This is a genomic window from Saccharopolyspora sp. NPDC002578 (genome assembly GCF_053592695.1).
In genome coordinates, this window is record NZ_JBSFWJ010000029.1 from 54,616 (window position 1) to 72,356 (window position 17,741).

Below are 17,741 nucleotides of genomic sequence, written 5' to 3' on the forward strand. Positions count from 1 at the left end.
GAAACCCATGCAGTACAAGGAATTCCTCGCACATCTGCGCCAGCACGGCGGCCCGCAGGACGACGACCAGGCGGATGCCGCGGTCAAGGTCGTGCTCGCCACCCTCGGGCAACGCTTGGCGGGCAACGAACCGCACGACCTGGCCGCTCAGCTGCCCACCGAACTCAAGCAGCCGCTGCTGCAGCACAACGGCGAAGCGGAGGTGATCGACGACGTCGACGACTTCCTCCGGCGGGTGGCAGACCGCGAAGGTCCCGGAACCACCCCGGAACGAGCGCGGGAGCACGCCCGAGCCGTGTTCGCCACGCTCGCCGGCTTCGTGAGCGCGGGCGAGATCGACGACCTCCGCGCGCAACTGCCCGCCGGATACGCGGCGCTGCTGCCCTGACCGGCGCCGGTCGAGCGCCCGCGACCGGCCTTTCCGCCGCACGACCGAGCCCCCGTCGGTGACCGATCACCGGCGGGGGCTCCTGCGCGTGCAGCGGCACGTTTCCCTCGCCACGCTACGACTCCGCGCAGGCAGCGGAGGTTCAGCGGCACCGGTCGGTCGGCTGGCGGCCCGGCCGATCGGCCGGGGAGCGTCCCCCGTGGGAGCTACGGGCAGGTGTCCACCTCGTGGTGATGATCTCGGCGCCCTGCGCGCTTAGCGTTCAGCACAGCCGCAGCGCAGCTCGCGAAGTCGTGAAGGAACGCCGGATTTCGCCGCGCTGCACGGTGATCCGGCTTTTCCGATCTTTCTCCCGTGGAGGACAGCATGATCCGCACTGGCAAGGCGTCCGCTCTGATCGCACTGTGCTGCGCCGTGGCCGGTGCCGGGCTGGCCGGGTGCGGCGACGGCGCGCGAGCCGGGTCGATCCCCGGCGCCGAGGCGTTGCTCGACGACGAGGACCTGTTCACCGGGGCGAAGAAGTTCGACGTGGACGGCCGGTCGGTGAACGTGTCCTGCTCCGGTGTCGCGGTGCCCGGCAGGCCGGTCGTCGTCCTCCTGCACGGCGGCGGTGACGGGCTGGACGCGATGGCCGACCTGCAGCGGACCTTGGGTGAGAAGGGCCGGACCTGCTCCTACGACCGGCTCGGCGCGGGCGCCAGCGACCGCCCCGACGGGCCGCAGACCTTCGAGGACAGCGGGAAGGTGCTGACCGGGGTGATCGACCGGGTCGGCGTGGGCGAGCCGGTGGTGCTGGCCGGGCATTCGCTGGGCGGGCTGATCTCCGCCCGGTACGCCCCGGAGCATCCGGACGAGGTCGCGGGCGTGGTCCTGCTGGACGCCACCTCCCCGACGCAGACCGCCGACCTGGAGCGGGAGATCCCCGCGGACGCCACCGGCCCGGCCGCGGAGCTGCGCGACCAGAGCCTGGCGATCTTCCGCGGCGAGAACCCGGAGCGGCTGGTGATGCCCGACGGGGAGGTGGCCTCCGCCGGGGACATCCCGGTCGAGGTGATCCAGCACGGGAAGCAGTACCTCGCGGCCGTCCCCGAGTACGGCCCCGGACTGGAGAGCGCCTGGGCCGCGGGCCAGCAGCAGTGGCGCGCGCTGTCGACCCGCAGCGAGGCGAGCACCGCCGTGAACAGCGAGCACTACATCTACCGCGACGAACCCGCGGTCGTGGTCCGAGCGATCGACCGCGTCGTCGCGCAGGCGGCCGAGGACGAGCTGTTCGGCTGACCGCCCGGGGAGATCAGGTCGCCAAGCCGTGCCGGTAGGCGTAGACGACCGCTTGGACCCGGTCGCGGAGGTCGAGCTTGGTGAGGATCCGCGAGACGAAGGTCTTGACGGTCTCCTGGCTGATCACGAGGCGCGCGGCGATCTCGCCGTTGGACAGCCCGTCCGCGACCAGGCGCAGGACCTCCAGCTCTCGTGGGGTGAGCGGGAGGTCCTGCGGGCCGCCGTCGACCGGCCGGATCCGGGCCGCGTACTCGCCGACGAGCCGGCGCGTCACCTCGGGGGCCAGCAGCGCCGTGCCGGTGGACACGGTCCGGATCCCGTGCAGCAGCTGGTCCACCGGTGCGTCCTTGAGCAGGAATCCGCTGGCTCCCGCGCGCAGCGCCTCGTAGACGTACTCGTCCAGGTTGAACGTGGTCACCACGAGCACCTTGACCGGCCGCGCGACCCCGGAACCGGCCAGCAGGCGGGTGGCCGCGATGCCGTCCAGCACCGGCATCCGCACGTCCATCACCACGACGTCCGGCCGCAGCCGACCGGCGAGCTCGACCGCGGCCTTCCCGTCCCCGCACTCGCCCGCGACCTCGATGTCCGGCTGCGCGTCCATGATCGTCACCAGTCCGGTGCGGACCAGCACCTGGTCGTCGCAGACCAAGACGCGGATCGGCGCGCTCAAGACGGGATCCCCCCGGGTATGCGGGCCCGCACGACGAAGTCGCCGCCCGCGCCCGCACCCGCGCTGAAGTCGCCGCCGAGGACGTCGACGCGTTCGCGGAGACCGGCCAGACCCCGCCCGCTCCCGCCGGGGTTCTCCGTCCGAGGCCCGGAACCGTCGGTGCTGACCTGCACCGCGATCTCCCCGGCGCCGTGGCGCACCTGGACCGAGGTGCGGCTGCCGCGGGCGTGCTTGAGGGCGTTCGTCAGCGATTCCTGCACGACCCGGTAGGCCACGAGGTCCGCGCTGCCGGTCGACTCCGCAGGCTCGCCCTGTTCGGTGAACTCGACCGGCTGCCCGGCCCGGCGGGTCTGCTCCACCAGCGACTGGAGCCTGCCGACGTGCGGTGCCCTGGTCTCGGCGTCGTGATCGGGGTCGAGCACTTCGAGCAGGTGCCGCAGATCGGTGATGGCGCCCCTGCCGGTATCGGTGACGGTGGTGAGGGTCTGGTCGAGGCGCTCCGGCTCGGCCGTCAGGTACCGGGCCGCCTCGGCCTGCACGACCATCGCCGTCACGTGGTGGGTCACGACGTCGTGCAGTTCTCGGGCGATGCGGGCGCGTTCGGAGGTGCGGGTCTCCGCGGCCACGCGGCGGCGGCGTTCGGCCTCCAACGCGCGAGTGGAGCGCAGCCACGCCCCGATGCTCCACGCGATGGACGCCAGCACGTAGAACAGCACGTACCCGCCGAACGGCTCCGGCGCCCCGAGCTGGACGAGCACGACCACCAGCGCCACGTACGTCGCGGACAGCACGACGCAGGCGGTGCGCCGGTGGTGTTCCAGGCGGGCGCCCGCGCTGATCAGCGCGAACGTCAGCGCGGTCCCCGCGACCATGTGGTAGCTGCCCACTTCGGCGAGGAGGAAACCGAGCACCACCAGGACGAGCGACGCGCCCGGCCACCGCCTGCGCCAGGCCAGCGGAAAGCATTCGAGGGCGAGCGCCACCGCGGCGAACGCGTCGAACGGCCGCCCCGGCAGATCCCCGACCTGCGTCTCCTGCCCGCGGAACACCGGCAGGAACGACGCGACGATCAGCAGCAGCGCGAGCGGGAAGTCCCGGGCCACCACGGGCTGCCGGAGCCACCACGCCCGGACGCGCCGCACCTTGATCATGGCGAAAGATTAGCGGTAGCGGCGGTGGCCCCGGCACGTCCGCGGCGCTGGGCCGAGCCGCCGCGCCGCCGGACCGGACCCGCCCTTCACCGCGCCTGATCCGGTTCGCGGCCCTCAGCCACGAATCGCGACCCGGCGCCAGAGCGGCATCGTCACGACGATCAACGCGCTCGCGATGGTCGCTGGCATCGGTACTTCCCAGGCGCCCAGCAGCACCCTCGCCACCAGGTATCCGATCAGCAACCCGAACGTCACGAGCCGCCCCAGCACCAAGTTGAGCATTCCCACCCCGACCGACCGCGTGGTGATCGAGCGCCCGCCTCCCCGCGCGGCGGCGAAGCCCTTCCAGCGCGGCAGCACTACGAGGATCACCACGCTCGCGATCAGGACGTAGGTCAGCTGCGTGCTCAGATCCGGGCGGAGATCCGTACCGGCACCGACCCCCAGGACCACCACCGCGAACACCCGCAGCAACCAGTTCGGTTTCGGCCTCCCGCTCGCCGCCGACGGGCGGCGTTCAGCGATCTCGTCGTGCACCGACTGCGTCCGCATCTCGAAACTCCACGTGATCGGCAGCGGCGAGCTCGGTGCTCGCCACGGGCTCTTGTACCGGCCCGAGCAAAACTATCCTCTAACTTTCCATTTGGCAAGTGCTTTCTTGATTGTCGGCATCGACACGGCCTGCATGGACACGACTTCAGCAGGTCACGGCGAGAGAGCCCTGACCGCCGCCGACCCGCTCCTTGCGCCCGTTTCTCGTCAGCGGAGCCACCGGCCGCCCGGGTCTTCGCACCGGACGACCGGCACCTCCGGCGACTCGGCCGAGCTCACCGCTCCCGACCTGACCGGCTCGGCCGACCCGACGACATCGTGTCCCCGGCCCTCCTCCGAGGTGATGCCCGTCAGCGGCGCAGCAGCGCGACCAGCGCGGCGGTGTCGTGCCTTCGGAACCAGGCGACGACGCACACCAGGACGAGCGTGACCGCCGGGATGGCGGCCAACCCCGGGTCCTCGACGGCCATCAGGACCGTCGCACCGATCATGAGGGGAACCTGGCATACCGAGGCGAGCCCGCACAGGCGCGGCACGAGCAGCGCGATCGCCCCGGCGAACTCGAGCCAGCCGACGACCACCATGCCCGGGATGCCGAGCCCGATCAGGTCGAACGGACCGACGGCGATCGGATCTCCCAGCATCTTCGGCAGCGCGATCAGCGCGAACGCGATGGCCAGCAGCACCTGCAGCACCCACAGGGCGGCGGTGGCGGCGGCCGGGCGACTCCGGGTGGCGGGCGATGTCGTGGTCATGGCGGTTCCGTTCATTCCGTGGCGACCGCGAACCGGTCGCCGTGCTCGATGGGTGCGAGTGGCTCGGCGCGCCGAGCTCGTGGGACAGGTGGACATCAGGCGGGAGGGCGCTGCTCCGCCAGGCGGCTGCGGAGCCGCTGCTGGAGCGCCCCGAGCTGCTCGGCGTCCGCGCGGACGCCGGCGTGCGGGAGGAGCTCGTCGGCGCCGTACCGGGGGATCACGTGGAAGTGCAGGTGGAAGACGGTCTGCCCGGCCGCCGCCTCGTTGAACTGGACGACCTGCACGCCCGCGGGGCGGAGCTCGTCGGTGAGGGCACGAGCGAGGCGCTGCACCACGTGCACGACCGCGGTGAGTTGCCCGGGGGTCGCGTCCAGCAGGGTCCGCGGCCGACCGCTCTTCGGGATGACCAGCACATGCCCCGGCGACTGGGGGAAGACGTCGAGGAAGGCGAGGACCTCCTCGTCTTCGTGGACGACGTGCGCGGGCTCCGCACCGCGGATGATCTTCGCGAAGGGGTTCTCGGGGTCGTAGTTCTCGGTCATCGGCGGCACGGCCTTCTCATCTCGCAGGGGCGGGGTGCGGGCGGGAGCGGCATCCCGCCTCCCTCCGCTGCTCGTCGCCGCGATTAGAGGCCGTGCCGTCGCGGCATGCTCAACCCGGAACAGCCCGTGCATGACGGGCATCACTCGCGCCGCGGCGCGACAGGCCCGTGGGCGGCGCTCAGGCTCGCCGGTGGCACGCCCGAGAACGGCAGGCGGGTGGCGCGCCGTCGCACCGCGGTCGCGCCACGGCCGACGCTCTCGGGGATCGACGGATCAGGAAGGGACTGCGGCAGGCGCGGTCGCGCGAAGCGGTCGAGGTGCGGGTGAAGCCGCCGCGCAGATGTTCTCCCGCGAGGGCCGCGCCGCGATCACCGAACCGGACCGCCGAACGGAGGCCTCCTGCCGATCGGCGCGCTGCACCAGCACTTCCTCGACAAGGAGGCGCCGTTGCGGGCGGTCGCGCCGACGCCGCCCACAACTCGAACGCGATGTTCGCGAAAACCTCGACGCCGTCCTGCACCGCGACGGCCCGCGCGGGCCACCGGCGCCGCGGATCACCAGCACGCGGGCGGCGGCGTCGGGGCGGACGGCATGGGCGACGTGCGGGCTCGACGGTCGCGGCGCTACCGGTCGCCGCCATCCGGCGCGTCGGGCGCAGCGGTCGAGCCGGAAGTGCTCAGGCTGTCCCACACCCGCATGACGTGGCCCACCGCCGCGTCGATGGTGCGCCGAGGAACGCCGTCGCGGGCTTCGGTGGAGATGCCCCACATGAAGCCGGCGAAAGCCGAGGCCAGCTCGGAAGGGTCGCACTGGGCGGGAAGGTCTCCGGCGGCGACGGCTCGTCGGATGCACGCGGTGAGGTCGCGGCGGACCAGTGCTCTGCGGTCGGCCAGTAGTGCGCGGGCCTGGTCGTGATCCGCCGCCCCCGCCGTGGCGGACAGCACCACCAGGCACCCGCTGGGGTGGCTCGGATCGGTCTGCATGGCAACGGACTGGCGCAGGATGCGCTCAACCGCCGTTCTAGGCGGAAGTTCCTCGTCCGCGACATCGTCGGTGACCTGGCCGAAGGAACTGTTGTAGCGCCGCACGACGGCGTCGAAAAGCCCCTGCTTGGAGGAGAAAGCCGCGTAGAAGCTCGCCGAGGAGATGCCCATCGCCGCGCGCAGCTGGGCCAGCGACGTCGCTTCGTAGCCGTGCTCCCAGAACAGCAACATCGCCCCGTCCAGGGCGCTGTCGAGGTCGAACTCCCGCGGCCGTCCCGTACGCGCCATCAGCCCTCTCCTCCCACCACTTCCAGACTAGACGATCCACAAGAAGCTTGACAGCCGTTCGCGGCTCGCCTCTACTTGTGGAGTGATTAATCCAGAATTGGTTCCGGCAGCCGCCAAGGCGGATCGGGAGCCGAACCACCCGAGGGACGAGAACAGGAACAAGTTGCCGTGGCCAGCCCTTTTGGCCATGGCCCTGACCGGATTCGTCATCATCATGACCGAGACGCTGCCCGCGGGTTTGCTCCCCGAGGTCTCCTCAGGACTGGCCGTGAGCGAGGGGGCGGCCGGTCAGTTGGTCAGCGCGTACGCGCTGGGCACGGTCCTCGCCGCGATCCCGGCGATAGCAGCGACGCGGAGCTTGAGCCGCAAGCCCCTCCTGGTGCTGGGCATCGCCGGGTTCGTCGTCGCGAACGCGGTCACCGCGCTGTCCGGCGCGTACTCGCTGACGCTCGTCGCACGGTTCGTCGCCGGCGCGTTCTCCGGACTGCTGTGGGGGATGATCCCCGGGTACACCCGCCGCATCGTCGCGGCGGAGCGAGCCGGGACCGGCCTCGCGGTGGCGATGGTCGGCACGCCGGTGGCCCTGTCGATCGGCACGCCGCTGGGGACCTTCGCCGGTGCGCTGATCGGCTGGCGGTGGACGTTCGCCGCGATGTCGGTGCTCGCGGTCGCGCTCGTGGTCTGGGTGCTCATCGGTGTGCCGAACGCTCCCGGGCAGCCGTCCGAAAATCGCACATCACTGCTGCGAGTGCTGCTCATCCCCGGCGTCGCACCGGTCCTCGCCGTGGTGCTCGGGTGGATGCTGGCGCACAACATCCTCTACACCTACATCGCCCCGTTCCTGGCCTTCACCGGTGTCGGCGGGCGGGTCGACGTCGTGCTGCTGATCTTCGGTCTCTGCGCGCTGGCCGGGATCTGGTTCACCGGAACGCTCGTCGATCGAGCGTTGCGCCGGCTCGTGCTCGTCTCACTGGCCGGGTTCGGCCTGGTCGCGCTCGGTCTCGGCGTCGCGGGCGGCGTGCCCGTCGTGTTCTACCTCGCCGTCCTCGTGTGGGGCCTGACCTTCGGCGGTGCTTCGACCCAGCTCAACACCGCCGTGGCTGACGCGGCGGGCGACGAGACCGACATCGCCGCCGCAATGGTCACCACCGCCTGGAACCTGGCGATCTTCGGCGGAAGCGCCCTCGGCGCGGTCCTGCTGGAGACGGACGACCCCGGATCGTTCCCGTGGGCGCTGCTCGTGCTGATCGCGGCGAGCCTCCTGGTCGCGCTCTTCGCCCGGCGGCACGCCTTCACACCCGGACCGCGCTCCGGCGACTCGGCCACCTGATCCGGCCGCACCGAACCACCTACCGGAAGCACGAACAGGAAACGCGAGGAGAGAACATGTCCACCGCCCTGCAGATTGGCCAGCCCGTCGGGGGATTCGGCTCGGTGTCCGGAACTCCCGGCTTGCCCGATGGCTTCGAGGAGGTGTTCGCCAGCCGGCTGGTCAACGTCGACGGCGTGCACCTGCACGTCGTCACAGGCGGGGACGGGCCGCCGGTGCTGCTGCTCGGAGGCTGGCCGCAGTTCTGGTACCAGTGGCGGCTGATCATGCCCGCGCTGGCGGAGGATCACACCGTCATCGCCGTGGACCCGCGCGGTGCCGGGCTGTCGGACAAGCCCGCCGAGGGCTACGACTCGGGCACTCTCGCCCGCGAGACCCACCGGCTCATGCAGGTGCTGGGCTACGACCGGTTCGCCATGATCGCCCACGACGTCGGCGGGTGGACGGCGTACGCCATGGTCGCCGACAACCCCGGCCCGGTCACCCGGCTGGCGATCGCCGAGATGCTCATCCCCGGCATCTCCCCCTCCCCGCCGCTGATCCCCGAAGACCGCTGGTCCAGCGACTTCGCGTGGCACTACAACTTCAACCGCACCACGGACATCAACGAGCGGCTGGTCGAAGGACGCGAACACCTCTACTTCGGCCACCAGTTCGCTACCAAAGCGGCCACACCCACCGCCGTCCCCGCCGCAGTCGTCGACGTCTACGTCCGCGCGCTGAGGATCCCCGGCGCGCTGCGCGCCAGCTTCGAGTTCTACCGGGCCATCGACGAGATCGTCGAACAAAGCGCACATCGCAAGAAGACACCGGTCGAGATCCCCATCCTCGCGATCTCCGGCAGCGCGGGAGGCCTGGACGTCGCTGCCGAGATGCGGGTCGGCGCCACCGACGTCACCGGCGTGGTCCTCGACGGCGGCCACTACATCTCCGAGGGAGCACCCGAAGCCTTCCTCGCGGCCGTGGAGACCTTCCTCAGGCGGTAGGTGCGCCTCCTTCCGCAGGCCGTCGCGGGGTTGGCGCCAGTGCGGTCCTGGCACACCGGGCGGAGCCACGGCGCGCCAGGACGGCTGCCCGGAAACGACCGAACCGTTCCCGCGGCGCAGCACCCGGTCAACCGGCGGTCGAACGATCGCACCGGCGAGCCGCACCGAAGGCCCCGAACGCGCCGCACCTCGACCACGGCGAAAGATCAGCGGCGGTGGCCGTTCTCCTGCTCCGCGCGAACCGACGGACACGCACCGGATCCGGGCGGCTCGCCGCCCTCAGCCACGAATCGCAGCCCGCCGGAGCGGCGTGGTCTCGATGCTGAAAGCCCCGGCAGCTCAGCGATCGAGAGCCACCGGTTCCGGGTTCCGAGGTTCGGGCGGCGTGGCCGGGACGTGGGTGCGCAGGAAGGCGAGCTGGTCGGCGATGACCTTCTCGAATTGCGGGCCGACGTAGATGTCGAAGTGCCCCGCGGGATAGCGGACGACCTGGCCACGGCGCGCCCTGGCGGCGTGGCGCAGGGTCGCCGCGGCCGGGGCGACGGTGTCGTCGTCGCAGACGCAGAAGAGGATCGGGCAGCGAACCTCGGGGATTCGTCGACCCGGGGCGTAGAACGGGATTTCCATCGCCACGCGTGCCGGCACGTCGTTGCGGTACTCCGCCTCGGTGAAGCCCGACGCCTCGAGCAGTCCTGTCACGCCATCAACGACGTCCGCAGCGTCCATCAGCCCGACCTGACCAGTGCGGGCGGCGACCTTGACACGCGTCGGCGCTCGGCCGAAGAGCCGCCCGAGCTGATCCTTGGCCGCGGCTGCGACCAATCGTGCGAGCGCTCGCGGCGAGATCTGCCGAGCGGAGACCAGACCGTCGGTGAAGGGGCACTGCGCGATCGCGGCGACCACGCCCGGATCGGCGGCAGCGGTGGTGATGGCATGCCCGCCGCCGAACGAGGTGCCCCACAGCACGACGCGGTCGCCGTTGACCTCGGGGAGCGCGCGGGCACATGCGACCGCGGCGAGCCAGTCCTCGCGCTGCCGGCGAACGCTGAGCAGTTCTCGTGGCTGCCCGTCGCTGTCGCCGAAGTGGCGGTAGTCGAAGACCAGGCATGCGTACCCCGCGGCCTGGAAGTACTCCGCGAACGCCGCGAGTCGCAGCGCCTTCACCGCGCCGAGGCCGTGTGCCATGACCAGCACCGGCGGCGGGTCGGCGGGCGCGTCGGTGTCCGGCAGGTAGAGCCATGCGTGGCACGTACCGGTGCCGGACGGAAAACGCAGCTCACGGCGTGCGGGCGGAGCGGTGTCAGTCATCGCGCGAACCTTTCTTGATTGGTATTCAAGAAAGGTGACGTGTTCTTGACCGTCTGTCAAGATGGAGTCGTGCCCCGCAACCGCCGCCCAGTGCCCAAGGAGCAGAGACGCGACGAGCTGGTGGCCGCCGCGGCGGAGCTCTTCGTCCTCGACGGCTACGAGGCCACGTCGATGAGTCGCCTCGCCAAGCAGGCCGAGGTCACCCCGAACACGCTCTACTGGTATTTCCGGGACAAGGACGAACTCCTGGTGGCCGTCGCCGAGCGCTACCTCCGCGCCTTGCTCCACGAGCACGCGTCGCTGGCCGACCGACCGCTCGCCGAGCAGTTCCTGTGGCTCGTCGAGCGCCTGCGCCCCGTCCGCCACCTGGTCTCCACGGTGCACAGCCGCGTTGCCGTCTCGGATGCCGTCCGCTCTTGGCACGACAGCTTCCACCGCACCTTCGAGGAGATCTTCGAACGCCGGCTCACGAGCCCGTTCGCCGCCGAGCACCGCGCCGGCGAAGTCGCGGCAGCGACCTTCGCGCTCGAGGGCGCGATCACCCACGACCTCGACGACACGACGACCCGCCGACTCTGCGAAATCACCGCCGACCGCCTCCACCACGCCGCCGCGCTCAACCCCGCGACGAGCGCGAACCCGTGAACGGCCTACCGCGCTCAGTCGACGCGCGTTGCGCGCCGCGGCCCTGACTCCGATACCCGAGATCCGGCAAGGTCGCGTCGACGCGGCATCTCGACGAAGAAGGGCATCTCGCCTCTCGCCGAATCGCTGTCGCACGGCGACCCCGGTGCGTCCGGGATCAACGGGGGCGCGTGCTCGGCGGTGTCGCGATCGAGCAACCCCACGCCTCGACAAGGGGCGGTTCCCACAGGGAACCACCGGCACGGCCGCATTTCACGTCAATCAGCCAAGATCAACGCCTCCCGATCCCTCCCGGACACGCAAGAACCCCCGCCGGTGAAGATCACCGACAGGGGCTCTGACCTGTGTGCGCGATACTGGGATCGAACCAGTGACCTCTACCGTGTCAAGGTAGCGCTCTCCCGCTGAGCTAAACGCGCCTGTTGTGTTGTGCGCACAGCGTAGCTGAGCCATGATCGCGGCTCGCATCGGCCCCCCGGCTCGCGCCGGGGGCCGTCGGCGCTCAGACCTCGCGTTCGAAGGTGACCAGCAGGCCCTCGACGCCGCCGGGGCCGAGGCGGCCCTTCACGTCGGCGCCGGTGAGGGACTTCAGGCGCCAGCCCTCGGCGGCGTGGTCGTTGAGCACGCCTTCCAGCTTGTCGCCGGACATCTTGCCGCCGAACATCTTCTCCCGGAGTTCCACGACCTTGTACTGGTACGGCATCCGTTCCTCCTCGCGTCGGTGCCGCCAAGATCTCATCCGCGACGCCCGCCCGTCCCGGCGAACCCCCCGGGAACGCGAAAACGCCACTCCCACCCCGGAACGGGGCGAGGGTGGCGTTGCGCGATGCCTTCAGAAGTCGATCAGCGGTCGGCCATCTTCTTCTGCAGGTTCTCGTCCAGCGAGGCCAGGAACTCCTCGGTGGTCTGGTAACCCTGGTCGCCGCCGACGAGCAGCGCGAGGTCCTTGGTCATCTTGCCGCTCTCGACGGTCTCGATGACGACCTGCTCCAGGGCGTTCGCGAAACCGGTGACCTCCGGGGTGGAGTCCAGCCGGCCGCGCTGGGCGATGCCGCGGGTCCAGGCGAAGATCGACGCGATCGGGTTCGTCGACGTCGGCTTGCCCTGCTGGTGCTGGCGGTAGTGGCGGGTGACCGTGCCGTGCGCGGCCTCCGCCTCGACCTTGCCGTCCTCGGTCATCAGGACCGAGGTCATCAGGCCCAGCGAACCGAAGCCCTGCGCGACGGTGTCGGACTGCACGTCACCGTCGTAGTTCTTGCACGCCCAGACGTAGCCGCCCTCCCACTTCATGGCCGTGGCGACCATGTCGTCGATGAGGCGGTGCTCGTAGGTCAGGCCCTTGGCGTCGTAGTCGGCCTTGAACTCGTTCTCGAAGACCTCCTCGAAGACGTCCTTGAAGACGCCGTCGTAGGCCTTGAGGATCGTGTTCTTGGTGGACATGTACACCGGGAACTCGCGCTCCAGCCCGTAGCGGAACGACGCGCGGGCGAACTCCTCGATGGAGCGCTTGTAGTTGTACATGGCCATGGCCACGCCGCCGTCGGTCGGGAACTGCGCGACCTCCTGCTGGATCGGCTCGGAGCCGTCCGCGGGCGTGTAGGTGATGGTGACCGTGCCCGGCCCCGGGACCTTGAAGTCCGTGGCCTTGTACTGGTCGCCGTGCGCGTGACGACCGATGACGATCGGCTTCGTCCAGGTCGGCACGTAGCGTGGGATGTTCGAGATCACGATGGGCTCGCGGAAGATGACGCCACCGAGGATGTTGCGGATGGTCCCGTTCGGGCTCCGCCACATCTTCTTGAGGCCGAACTCTTCTACTCGGGCCTCGTCGGGGGTGATCGTGGCGCACTTGACGCCGACGCCGTGCTGCGCGATGGCCTTCGCGGCGTCCACGGTCACCTGGTCGTTGGTGGCGTCCCGGTGCTCGATGCCCAGGTCGTAGTAATCGAGGTTCACGTCCAGATAGGGGTGGACCAGCTTGTCCTTGATGAAGGACCAGATGATCCGGGTCATCTCGTCGCCGTCGAGCTCGGCGATCGTTCCCTGGACCTTGATCTTGCTCATGTGGCGGGGTGCTCCTCTCGCGAGATGCAAGCGGTACAAGCGTACTGCTATCGGTATCGATTGTGCCCCGCCCCCGCCTCCGGCGACAGCGGCATGAGACGAAAACGCCCACCCGGCCATCGAGGACGAGATCACCTTCTAGTCTTTCGGGGGCAACGATCACGGGGGAGGCTGCATTGGCGACGGGACCCACACACGCCATGAGCGGGCTGGCGGCCTGGTCGGCGGTGACCGCGCTCGCCGACACGCACCTCATCGGGCAGCTGTCGCCGAAGACGTGGGTCGTCGGCGCCACCCTGGCCTCCGGCGCCGCGCTGCTGCCGGACATCGACCACCCCAAGTCGACCGTGGCCAGCACCTTCGGCGCCGTCTCCCGCGGGGTGTCCTCGCTGTTCAGCGGGATCAGCGGGTTCATGTACCGGCTCACCCGCACCAAGCGCGACAGCGACCGGGAGGGCACCCACCGCGGGTTCACCCACACCGTGGTCTTCGCGATCCTCGCCGGGCTCGTCACCACCGCCATCGTGCAGAGCAGCAACGGCACCGCGCTCGGCGTGCTCATGTTCGCGTTCGCCGGGCTCGCCGTGCGCGGCATCATGCACACCTGGAGCTCGCAGAAGGACGCGCTGCTCATCGCCGTGGCCTCGCTGGCGCTCACCCTGGCCTGCTGGTACTGGGCCGGGGACCAGCCGACCGAGGCGGCGGCGTTCGGGGTGGCGGTGATGCTCGGCTGCGTCGCGCACTTCATCGGCGACGCCATCACCGAGCAGGGCTGCCCGATGCTGTGGCCGGTGCCGCTGGACGGCAAGACGTGGTTCCCGGTGGCGCCGCCGAAGGCGATGCGGATGCGCACCGGCGGCAAGGTCGAGATGGTGCTGGTCGGCCCGGCGATGACGATCATCGCGGTGGTGCTGGGCTCGGTGGTGCTCTACCGGGTCGGGGCCGCCCCGTGGGTCGCGACGCTGAACCTGCCGCCCGAGATCATGAGCTGGCTGCCGCCGCGGCCGTGAAGTGACGCAAAACGCCCACACCGGCACGAGTCGCTCGATAGGGTGACGGACGGGCGGCGCGCGGGCGCCGACGGGACACCGGAGGAACCGATGCGAGCCGGTAAGCAGCTCATCGTCGCGGCAGCGCTGGCACTGCCGGTGCTCGCCGGGTGCGGCCAGCTCCAGGAGACCCAGGAGCAGCTCGACCAGGCCCAGCAGGGCCTGGACAAGGCCTCCGCCTGCCTCGACGCGGTCGACGTCGCCGGCTACACCCCGAACCTCGCGGACCTCGACCGGGCGCAGGACGACGCGCGCGCCAAGGCCGACGAGATCGGCGCCCTCGCGCAGCGGGTCGGCGACAAGACGCTGCAGGACGACCTGCTCGACGTGCAGGCCTCGCTGGAGCAGGTCGCCACCGGCCAGGTCAACCTGCAGAACGGCCTGAACTGGTCGCAGCAGCACCTGGAGAAGACCACCGCCATCGCCTCCACCTGCTCCGACGTCACCGGCGGCTGACCGCCCTCGCACGAAGATCGCCGCTGGTCAGCGGCCCGCGAGCACTGCGGCGCGGGCCGCCGGTCACCTAGCCTGGACGCGGAGGTGAGGGTGATGAGAGCAGCGATCGGCGATCAACTGCACGTGCACAGCCGGACGGTCGAGGAGACCGACCGCACCGGGCTGATCCTGGAGGTGCGCGGCACGGCCGGCGCACCGCCGTACCTGGTCCGCTTCGACGACGGGCACGAACGACTCGTGTACCCGGGACCGGACTGCATCGTCGAGCCACGGCGCGCGCAAGAGGCCTGACCCGCCCGGCGAAGGTGCCGTTCGACCCGGACGGCACCGCCGGGCGCGTTCACCAGGGCTCGGCCAGCAACGAGTCGATCTCCGCCCGGAACAGCAGTTCCGGATCCACCCCGGTTCCCGCGAACTGGCCCTGCACCTCCAGGCTCAGCACCCCGTACAGCCGGGTCCAGGCCAGCACCCCGCGCCGCAGCGCCGCTGCAGGCAGCTCCTCCCCCGACCGCTTCGCCCGCAGCGCCGTCAGCTGCCGGTCCAGCGCGGTGCGCCCCGGCGGCAGATCCGCGGGCACCAGCTCCGCGAACAGCGCTTGGAGCGTGCGCAGCGCGCGGTCGGCGAGTTCGTAGGTCTCCTCCGGCGCGGCGTAACCCGGCACCGGCGTGCCGTAGAGCAGCAGGTAGCGGTGCGGCTGCGCCAGCGCCCACCGGCGCCATTCCAGCGCGACCTCCCGCAGCCGCCCGGCGGGCGCCTTCTTGCGGTGCTGCTCGGCCGCCGCCTCCACCGCTTCGGCCATGTCCCGGTACGCGTCGACGATCAGGGCGCTGAGCAGCGCGTCCCGGTTCTCGAAGTAGCGGTACAGGGCGGGCCCGGTGATGCCCATGCGCTTGGCGATGGCGTTCAGCGAGATGCCCGCGGGGCCGGATTCGGCGAGCTGGTCCAGCGCCACCTCCTTGGCCTCGGCGCGGGTCTGGTCCCGGTAGCGCTCGCGGGGGCTGCGCTGCGGTGCGGGCATTCGTCGACCTCCCAGTTGACGCCGTGATGGTAACAGGTGCATCCTTGCGTTAGAGGCTCTAACGTTCACTACTAGCTATCACGGAGATGGCTCATGGAGACCGCCACGATCACCGGCCGCGAACTCGTGCTCACCGGGCTCGGCGACCCGCAGGACGTGCTCACCAGCAGGGAGACCGCGCACTCCGCACCCGCCGCCGGACGCGTGCTGGTCCGCGTCGAAGCGACCGGGCTCTCGTTCGCCGAAGTGCAGATGCTCGGCGGGCGCTACCCGATGCAGCCCGCCTTCCCCTTCGTCCCCGGCTACGACCTCGTCGGCGAAGTCATCGCCACCGGCCCCGGCGTCACCACCTGCCTGCCGGGGCAGCGCGTCGCCGCGCTCACCCGCACCGGCGCCTGGGCCGACCACGTCGAGATCGCCGCCGACACCGCCGTCGTCGTACCCGGCGAAGTCCCCGCCGACGAAGCCGTCGCGCTGGTCACCAACGGCGTCACCGCCTGGCAACTGCTGCACCGCAGCGCCCGCGTGCCGCGCGGCGCGACCGTGCTGGTGCACGGCGCGGGCGGCGGCGTCGGCAGCACCCTGCTCCAGCTGTGCCGCCTCGCCGGCGTGCGCGCCATCGGCACCGCCTCCGGGCACCGGCACGAAGCGCTGCGCGAACTCGGCGCCGACCTCGTCGACCACCGCACCGAAGACGTCGGCCGACGCGTCCGGGAACTCGCGCCCGCCGGAGTGGACGCCGTGTTCGACCCGCTCGGCCCCGACAGCCTCGCCCGCTCCTGGGAACTGCTCGCACCCGGCGGGCGGCTCCTCAACTACGGCAGCGCGAGCACCCTCGACGACGACACCACGTGGTGGAAGCCCTACGCCGACGTCACCCGGCTCATCGCCCGCTGGGAAGCGCTGCGGCTGCTCGGGCGCACCGGCGGACGGCGCGCCCGGATGTACTACGTGCGGACCGGCCGCCGCTACCGCGACGACCTCAGCCGACTGCTGGCGCTGCTCGCCGACGGTGCGCTGCACCCGCTGATCTCGCACCGGATCCCGCTCGCCGACGCCGCGGACGCGCTCGCGCTGCACCGGTCCGGCGCGGCCACCGGCAAGATCGTGCTGCTGCCGCAGCAGGGCTGAAACCGCCCAGGCGCAACGAAAACCACCCGAGCGGCCTCCTCGCGACGACGGCGAGGAGGCCGCGAGGTTCCGCCCGCGGACCGATCTGGATCACGAAAAGGCGGCAGGTTCACCAGCCGCACCGCACGCCTGATTAGGGTGGGCGCGGCGTGACGTCAGGCGAGGAGGCGGTGACGAGTTGCACGACGACCAGGCCACCGAGACCCCTGCCGACCTCTCGGAGCTGCTGGCGAGAGCCTCCGGCGTCGCACCCTCGGTACCGCTGCCCGACGGCGAACTGCTCGCCGAGCAGTCCACCCGCGCCACCGGCGACGAACCGCCGCTGTGCTGGATCAGCCACGACCGCCCCGCACCCCGGCTGCTCGGCGCGCTGCGCGGCGACCACCGGCGCACCGGGCTCTGGCCGCTGCTGCTGTGCGACGACACCGAGACCTACGGCAGCCGGTGCACCGTCGGCGTCGTGCCACCGGAACCGCTCGAACACATCGACCTGTGGCGGGCCGAGGACGTCATGCTGCGGATCTGGGACGGGCTGTGCCGCGCCGACGACGACCTCGGACCCGCCTACGACATGGACTCGCTGGCGCCGTTCGACGCGAACTGCCCCGAACTCGCCCCCGCCGGGAACCTGCTGGCGGACCCCGACATCCTCGCCAACCAGCAGGCCGCCCGGTTCGTCGACGACGAGACGCGGCTCGGACTCGTACCCGTGCGGCGCGGCTCCGACGTGCTCACCGTGCTCGGCTGGTCCGGCGCGGCCAACCACGTGTCCCGCACCGCCGGGCTCTCCGCGCTGCTGCGCAGCTGGGAAGACCGCTTCGGAGCGCGACTCCTGCGACTCGGACCGGACCGGCTGGACGTGAGCGTCGCCGCTCCCCCGCAGGACCCCGCGCACGCCACCTCGGTGGCCGCCGAACACTGGGCGTTCTGCCCGGACCGCGTCCTGCAGGACTCCGGCAGCATCGCCTCCTACGCCCGCGAAATCCGTGGGCGCCGGACTTGGTCTTTTTGGTGGGAATGAGTTCCAGCGGTCGTTTTGCTTGGGTGTCCGGGTGGCGGAACCTCAGCTGTCTTCTCGCTGCGGGATCTTTTTCCCAAGTGGCTCCGCCACGAGGGAAAAAGCTGTCCTCGCGAGAAGACAGCT

At 71.0% G+C, this 17,741-nt stretch carries 20 protein-coding genes and 1 tRNA gene; 10 read left to right on the forward strand and 11 right to left on the reverse strand.

Going from position 1 to position 17,741, the window contains the following annotated elements; translation table 11 throughout:
- Nucleotides 1–7 precede the first annotated feature (7 nt).
- Nucleotides 8–388: a DUF2267 domain-containing protein gene (locus ACWD38_RS15925; protein ID WP_184482884.1), complete on the forward strand. Its 381-nt coding sequence runs from the start codon at nt 8–10 to the stop codon at nt 386–388.
- Nucleotides 389–754: 366 nt separating this feature from the next.
- Nucleotides 755–1,666: an alpha/beta fold hydrolase gene (locus ACWD38_RS15930; protein ID WP_450124343.1), complete on the forward strand. Its 912-nt coding sequence runs from the start codon at nt 755–757 to the stop codon at nt 1,664–1,666.
- A 13-nt stretch (nt 1,667–1,679) separates the two neighbouring features.
- Here ACWD38_RS15930 and ACWD38_RS15935 read toward each other — a convergent pair whose 3' ends face one another.
- The 6 genes from ACWD38_RS15935 to ACWD38_RS15960 all read right to left on the reverse strand — a co-directional run bounded on the left by ACWD38_RS15935 (nt 1,680) and on the right by ACWD38_RS15960 (nt 6,610).
- Entirely contained in the window at nt 1,680–2,339 is a 660-nt protein-coding gene (locus ACWD38_RS15935) for a response regulator (protein ID WP_450124344.1), read from the reverse strand.
- Nucleotides 2,336–3,490, reverse strand: coding sequence for a sensor histidine kinase (locus ACWD38_RS15940; RefSeq protein ID WP_450124345.1), 1,155 nt, complete (start codon nt 3,488–3,490; stop codon nt 2,336–2,338). The genes ACWD38_RS15935 and ACWD38_RS15940 overlap by 4 nt, the downstream gene beginning before the upstream one ends.
- A gap of 114 nt (nt 3,491–3,604) precedes the next feature.
- Nucleotides 3,605–4,042 carry a hypothetical protein gene (locus ACWD38_RS15945; RefSeq protein WP_184482896.1) on the reverse strand — a complete coding sequence of 146 codons (438 nt, stop codon included), beginning with the start codon at nt 4,040–4,042 and terminating at the stop codon, nt 3,605–3,607.
- A gap of 350 nt (nt 4,043–4,392) precedes the next feature.
- On the reverse strand, nt 4,393–4,797 hold the full coding sequence (locus ACWD38_RS15950; RefSeq protein ID WP_184482899.1) for a DoxX family protein: 405 nt from the start codon (nt 4,795–4,797) through the stop codon (nt 4,393–4,395).
- Between the two features lie 95 nt (nt 4,798–4,892).
- The gene (locus tag ACWD38_RS15955; protein WP_184482902.1) at nt 4,893–5,339 is read right to left on the reverse strand and encodes an HIT family protein; all 447 of its coding nucleotides are present in this window, start codon (nt 5,337–5,339) and stop codon (nt 4,893–4,895) included.
- Between the two features lie 623 nt (nt 5,340–5,962).
- A complete protein-coding gene (locus tag ACWD38_RS15960) occupies nt 5,963–6,610 on the reverse strand; it encodes a TetR/AcrR family transcriptional regulator (protein WP_184482905.1) in 648 nt (215 codons plus the stop codon).
- Between the two features lie 187 nt (nt 6,611–6,797).
- Between ACWD38_RS15960 and ACWD38_RS15965 the strand changes: the two genes are divergently transcribed.
- Both ACWD38_RS15965 and ACWD38_RS15970 read left to right on the forward strand, forming a co-directional pair.
- Nucleotides 6,798–7,940: an MFS transporter gene (locus tag ACWD38_RS15965; RefSeq protein ID WP_184482908.1), complete on the forward strand. Its 1,143-nt coding sequence runs from the start codon at nt 6,798–6,800 to the stop codon at nt 7,938–7,940.
- Nucleotides 7,941–7,996: 56 nt separating this feature from the next.
- Nucleotides 7,997–8,926 carry an alpha/beta fold hydrolase gene (locus ACWD38_RS15970; RefSeq protein ID WP_450124346.1) on the forward strand — a complete coding sequence of 310 codons (930 nt, stop codon included), beginning with the start codon at nt 7,997–7,999 and terminating at the stop codon, nt 8,924–8,926.
- A gap of 339 nt (nt 8,927–9,265) precedes the next feature.
- Here the strand turns inward: ACWD38_RS15970 and ACWD38_RS15975 are convergent, their stop codons facing one another.
- Nucleotides 9,266–10,234, reverse strand: coding sequence for an alpha/beta hydrolase (locus tag ACWD38_RS15975; RefSeq protein WP_184482914.1), 969 nt, complete (start codon nt 10,232–10,234; stop codon nt 9,266–9,268).
- A gap of 69 nt (nt 10,235–10,303) precedes the next feature.
- On the opposite strand from ACWD38_RS15975, the gene ACWD38_RS15980 reads away from it, so the two are divergent.
- Nucleotides 10,304–10,879, forward strand: coding sequence for a TetR family transcriptional regulator (locus tag ACWD38_RS15980; RefSeq protein WP_184482916.1), 576 nt, complete (start codon nt 10,304–10,306; stop codon nt 10,877–10,879).
- 347 nt (nt 10,880–11,226) lie between these two features.
- Here the strand turns inward: ACWD38_RS15980 and ACWD38_RS15985 are convergent.
- From ACWD38_RS15985 to ACWD38_RS15995, 3 genes are all read right to left on the reverse strand, one after another.
- Nucleotides 11,227–11,298: transfer RNA gene (locus ACWD38_RS15985), tRNA-Val, on the reverse strand.
- An 83-nt stretch (nt 11,299–11,381) separates the two neighbouring features.
- The gene (locus ACWD38_RS15990) at nt 11,382–11,582 is read right to left on the reverse strand and encodes a DUF4177 domain-containing protein (RefSeq protein WP_450124347.1); all 201 of its coding nucleotides are present in this window, start codon (nt 11,580–11,582) and stop codon (nt 11,382–11,384) included.
- Nucleotides 11,583–11,722: 140 nt separating this feature from the next.
- Entirely contained in the window at nt 11,723–12,943 is a 1,221-nt protein-coding gene (locus ACWD38_RS15995) for an NADP-dependent isocitrate dehydrogenase (protein ID WP_184482922.1), read from the reverse strand.
- A 176-nt stretch (nt 12,944–13,119) separates the two neighbouring features.
- Between ACWD38_RS15995 and ACWD38_RS16000 the strand changes: the two genes are divergently transcribed.
- From ACWD38_RS16000 to ACWD38_RS16010, 3 genes are all read left to right on the forward strand, one after another.
- The gene (locus ACWD38_RS16000) at nt 13,120–13,953 is read left to right on the forward strand and encodes a metal-dependent hydrolase (protein ID WP_184482925.1); all 834 of its coding nucleotides are present in this window, start codon (nt 13,120–13,122) and stop codon (nt 13,951–13,953) included.
- 90 nt (nt 13,954–14,043) lie between these two features.
- Complete coding sequence (locus tag ACWD38_RS16005) at nt 14,044–14,448, forward strand: hypothetical protein (RefSeq protein WP_184482928.1); 405 nt, start codon at nt 14,044–14,046, stop codon at nt 14,446–14,448.
- A gap of 93 nt (nt 14,449–14,541) precedes the next feature.
- The gene (locus ACWD38_RS16010; protein ID WP_184482931.1) at nt 14,542–14,739 is read left to right on the forward strand and encodes a DUF1918 domain-containing protein; all 198 of its coding nucleotides are present in this window, start codon (nt 14,542–14,544) and stop codon (nt 14,737–14,739) included.
- A gap of 49 nt (nt 14,740–14,788) precedes the next feature.
- Here ACWD38_RS16010 and ACWD38_RS16015 read toward each other — a convergent pair whose 3' ends face one another.
- Nucleotides 14,789–15,466, reverse strand: coding sequence for a TetR/AcrR family transcriptional regulator (locus tag ACWD38_RS16015; RefSeq protein WP_184482935.1), 678 nt, complete (start codon nt 15,464–15,466; stop codon nt 14,789–14,791).
- A gap of 93 nt (nt 15,467–15,559) precedes the next feature.
- On the opposite strand from ACWD38_RS16015, the gene ACWD38_RS16020 reads away from it, so the two are divergent.
- Entirely contained in the window at nt 15,560–16,597 is a 1,038-nt protein-coding gene (locus tag ACWD38_RS16020; RefSeq protein WP_450124348.1) for a zinc-binding dehydrogenase, read from the forward strand.
- A 178-nt stretch (nt 16,598–16,775) separates the two neighbouring features.
- Complete coding sequence (locus ACWD38_RS16025) at nt 16,776–17,618, forward strand: DUF4253 domain-containing protein (RefSeq protein ID WP_246457095.1); 843 nt, start codon at nt 16,776–16,778, stop codon at nt 17,616–17,618.
- Nucleotides 17,619–17,741 lie beyond the last annotated feature (123 nt).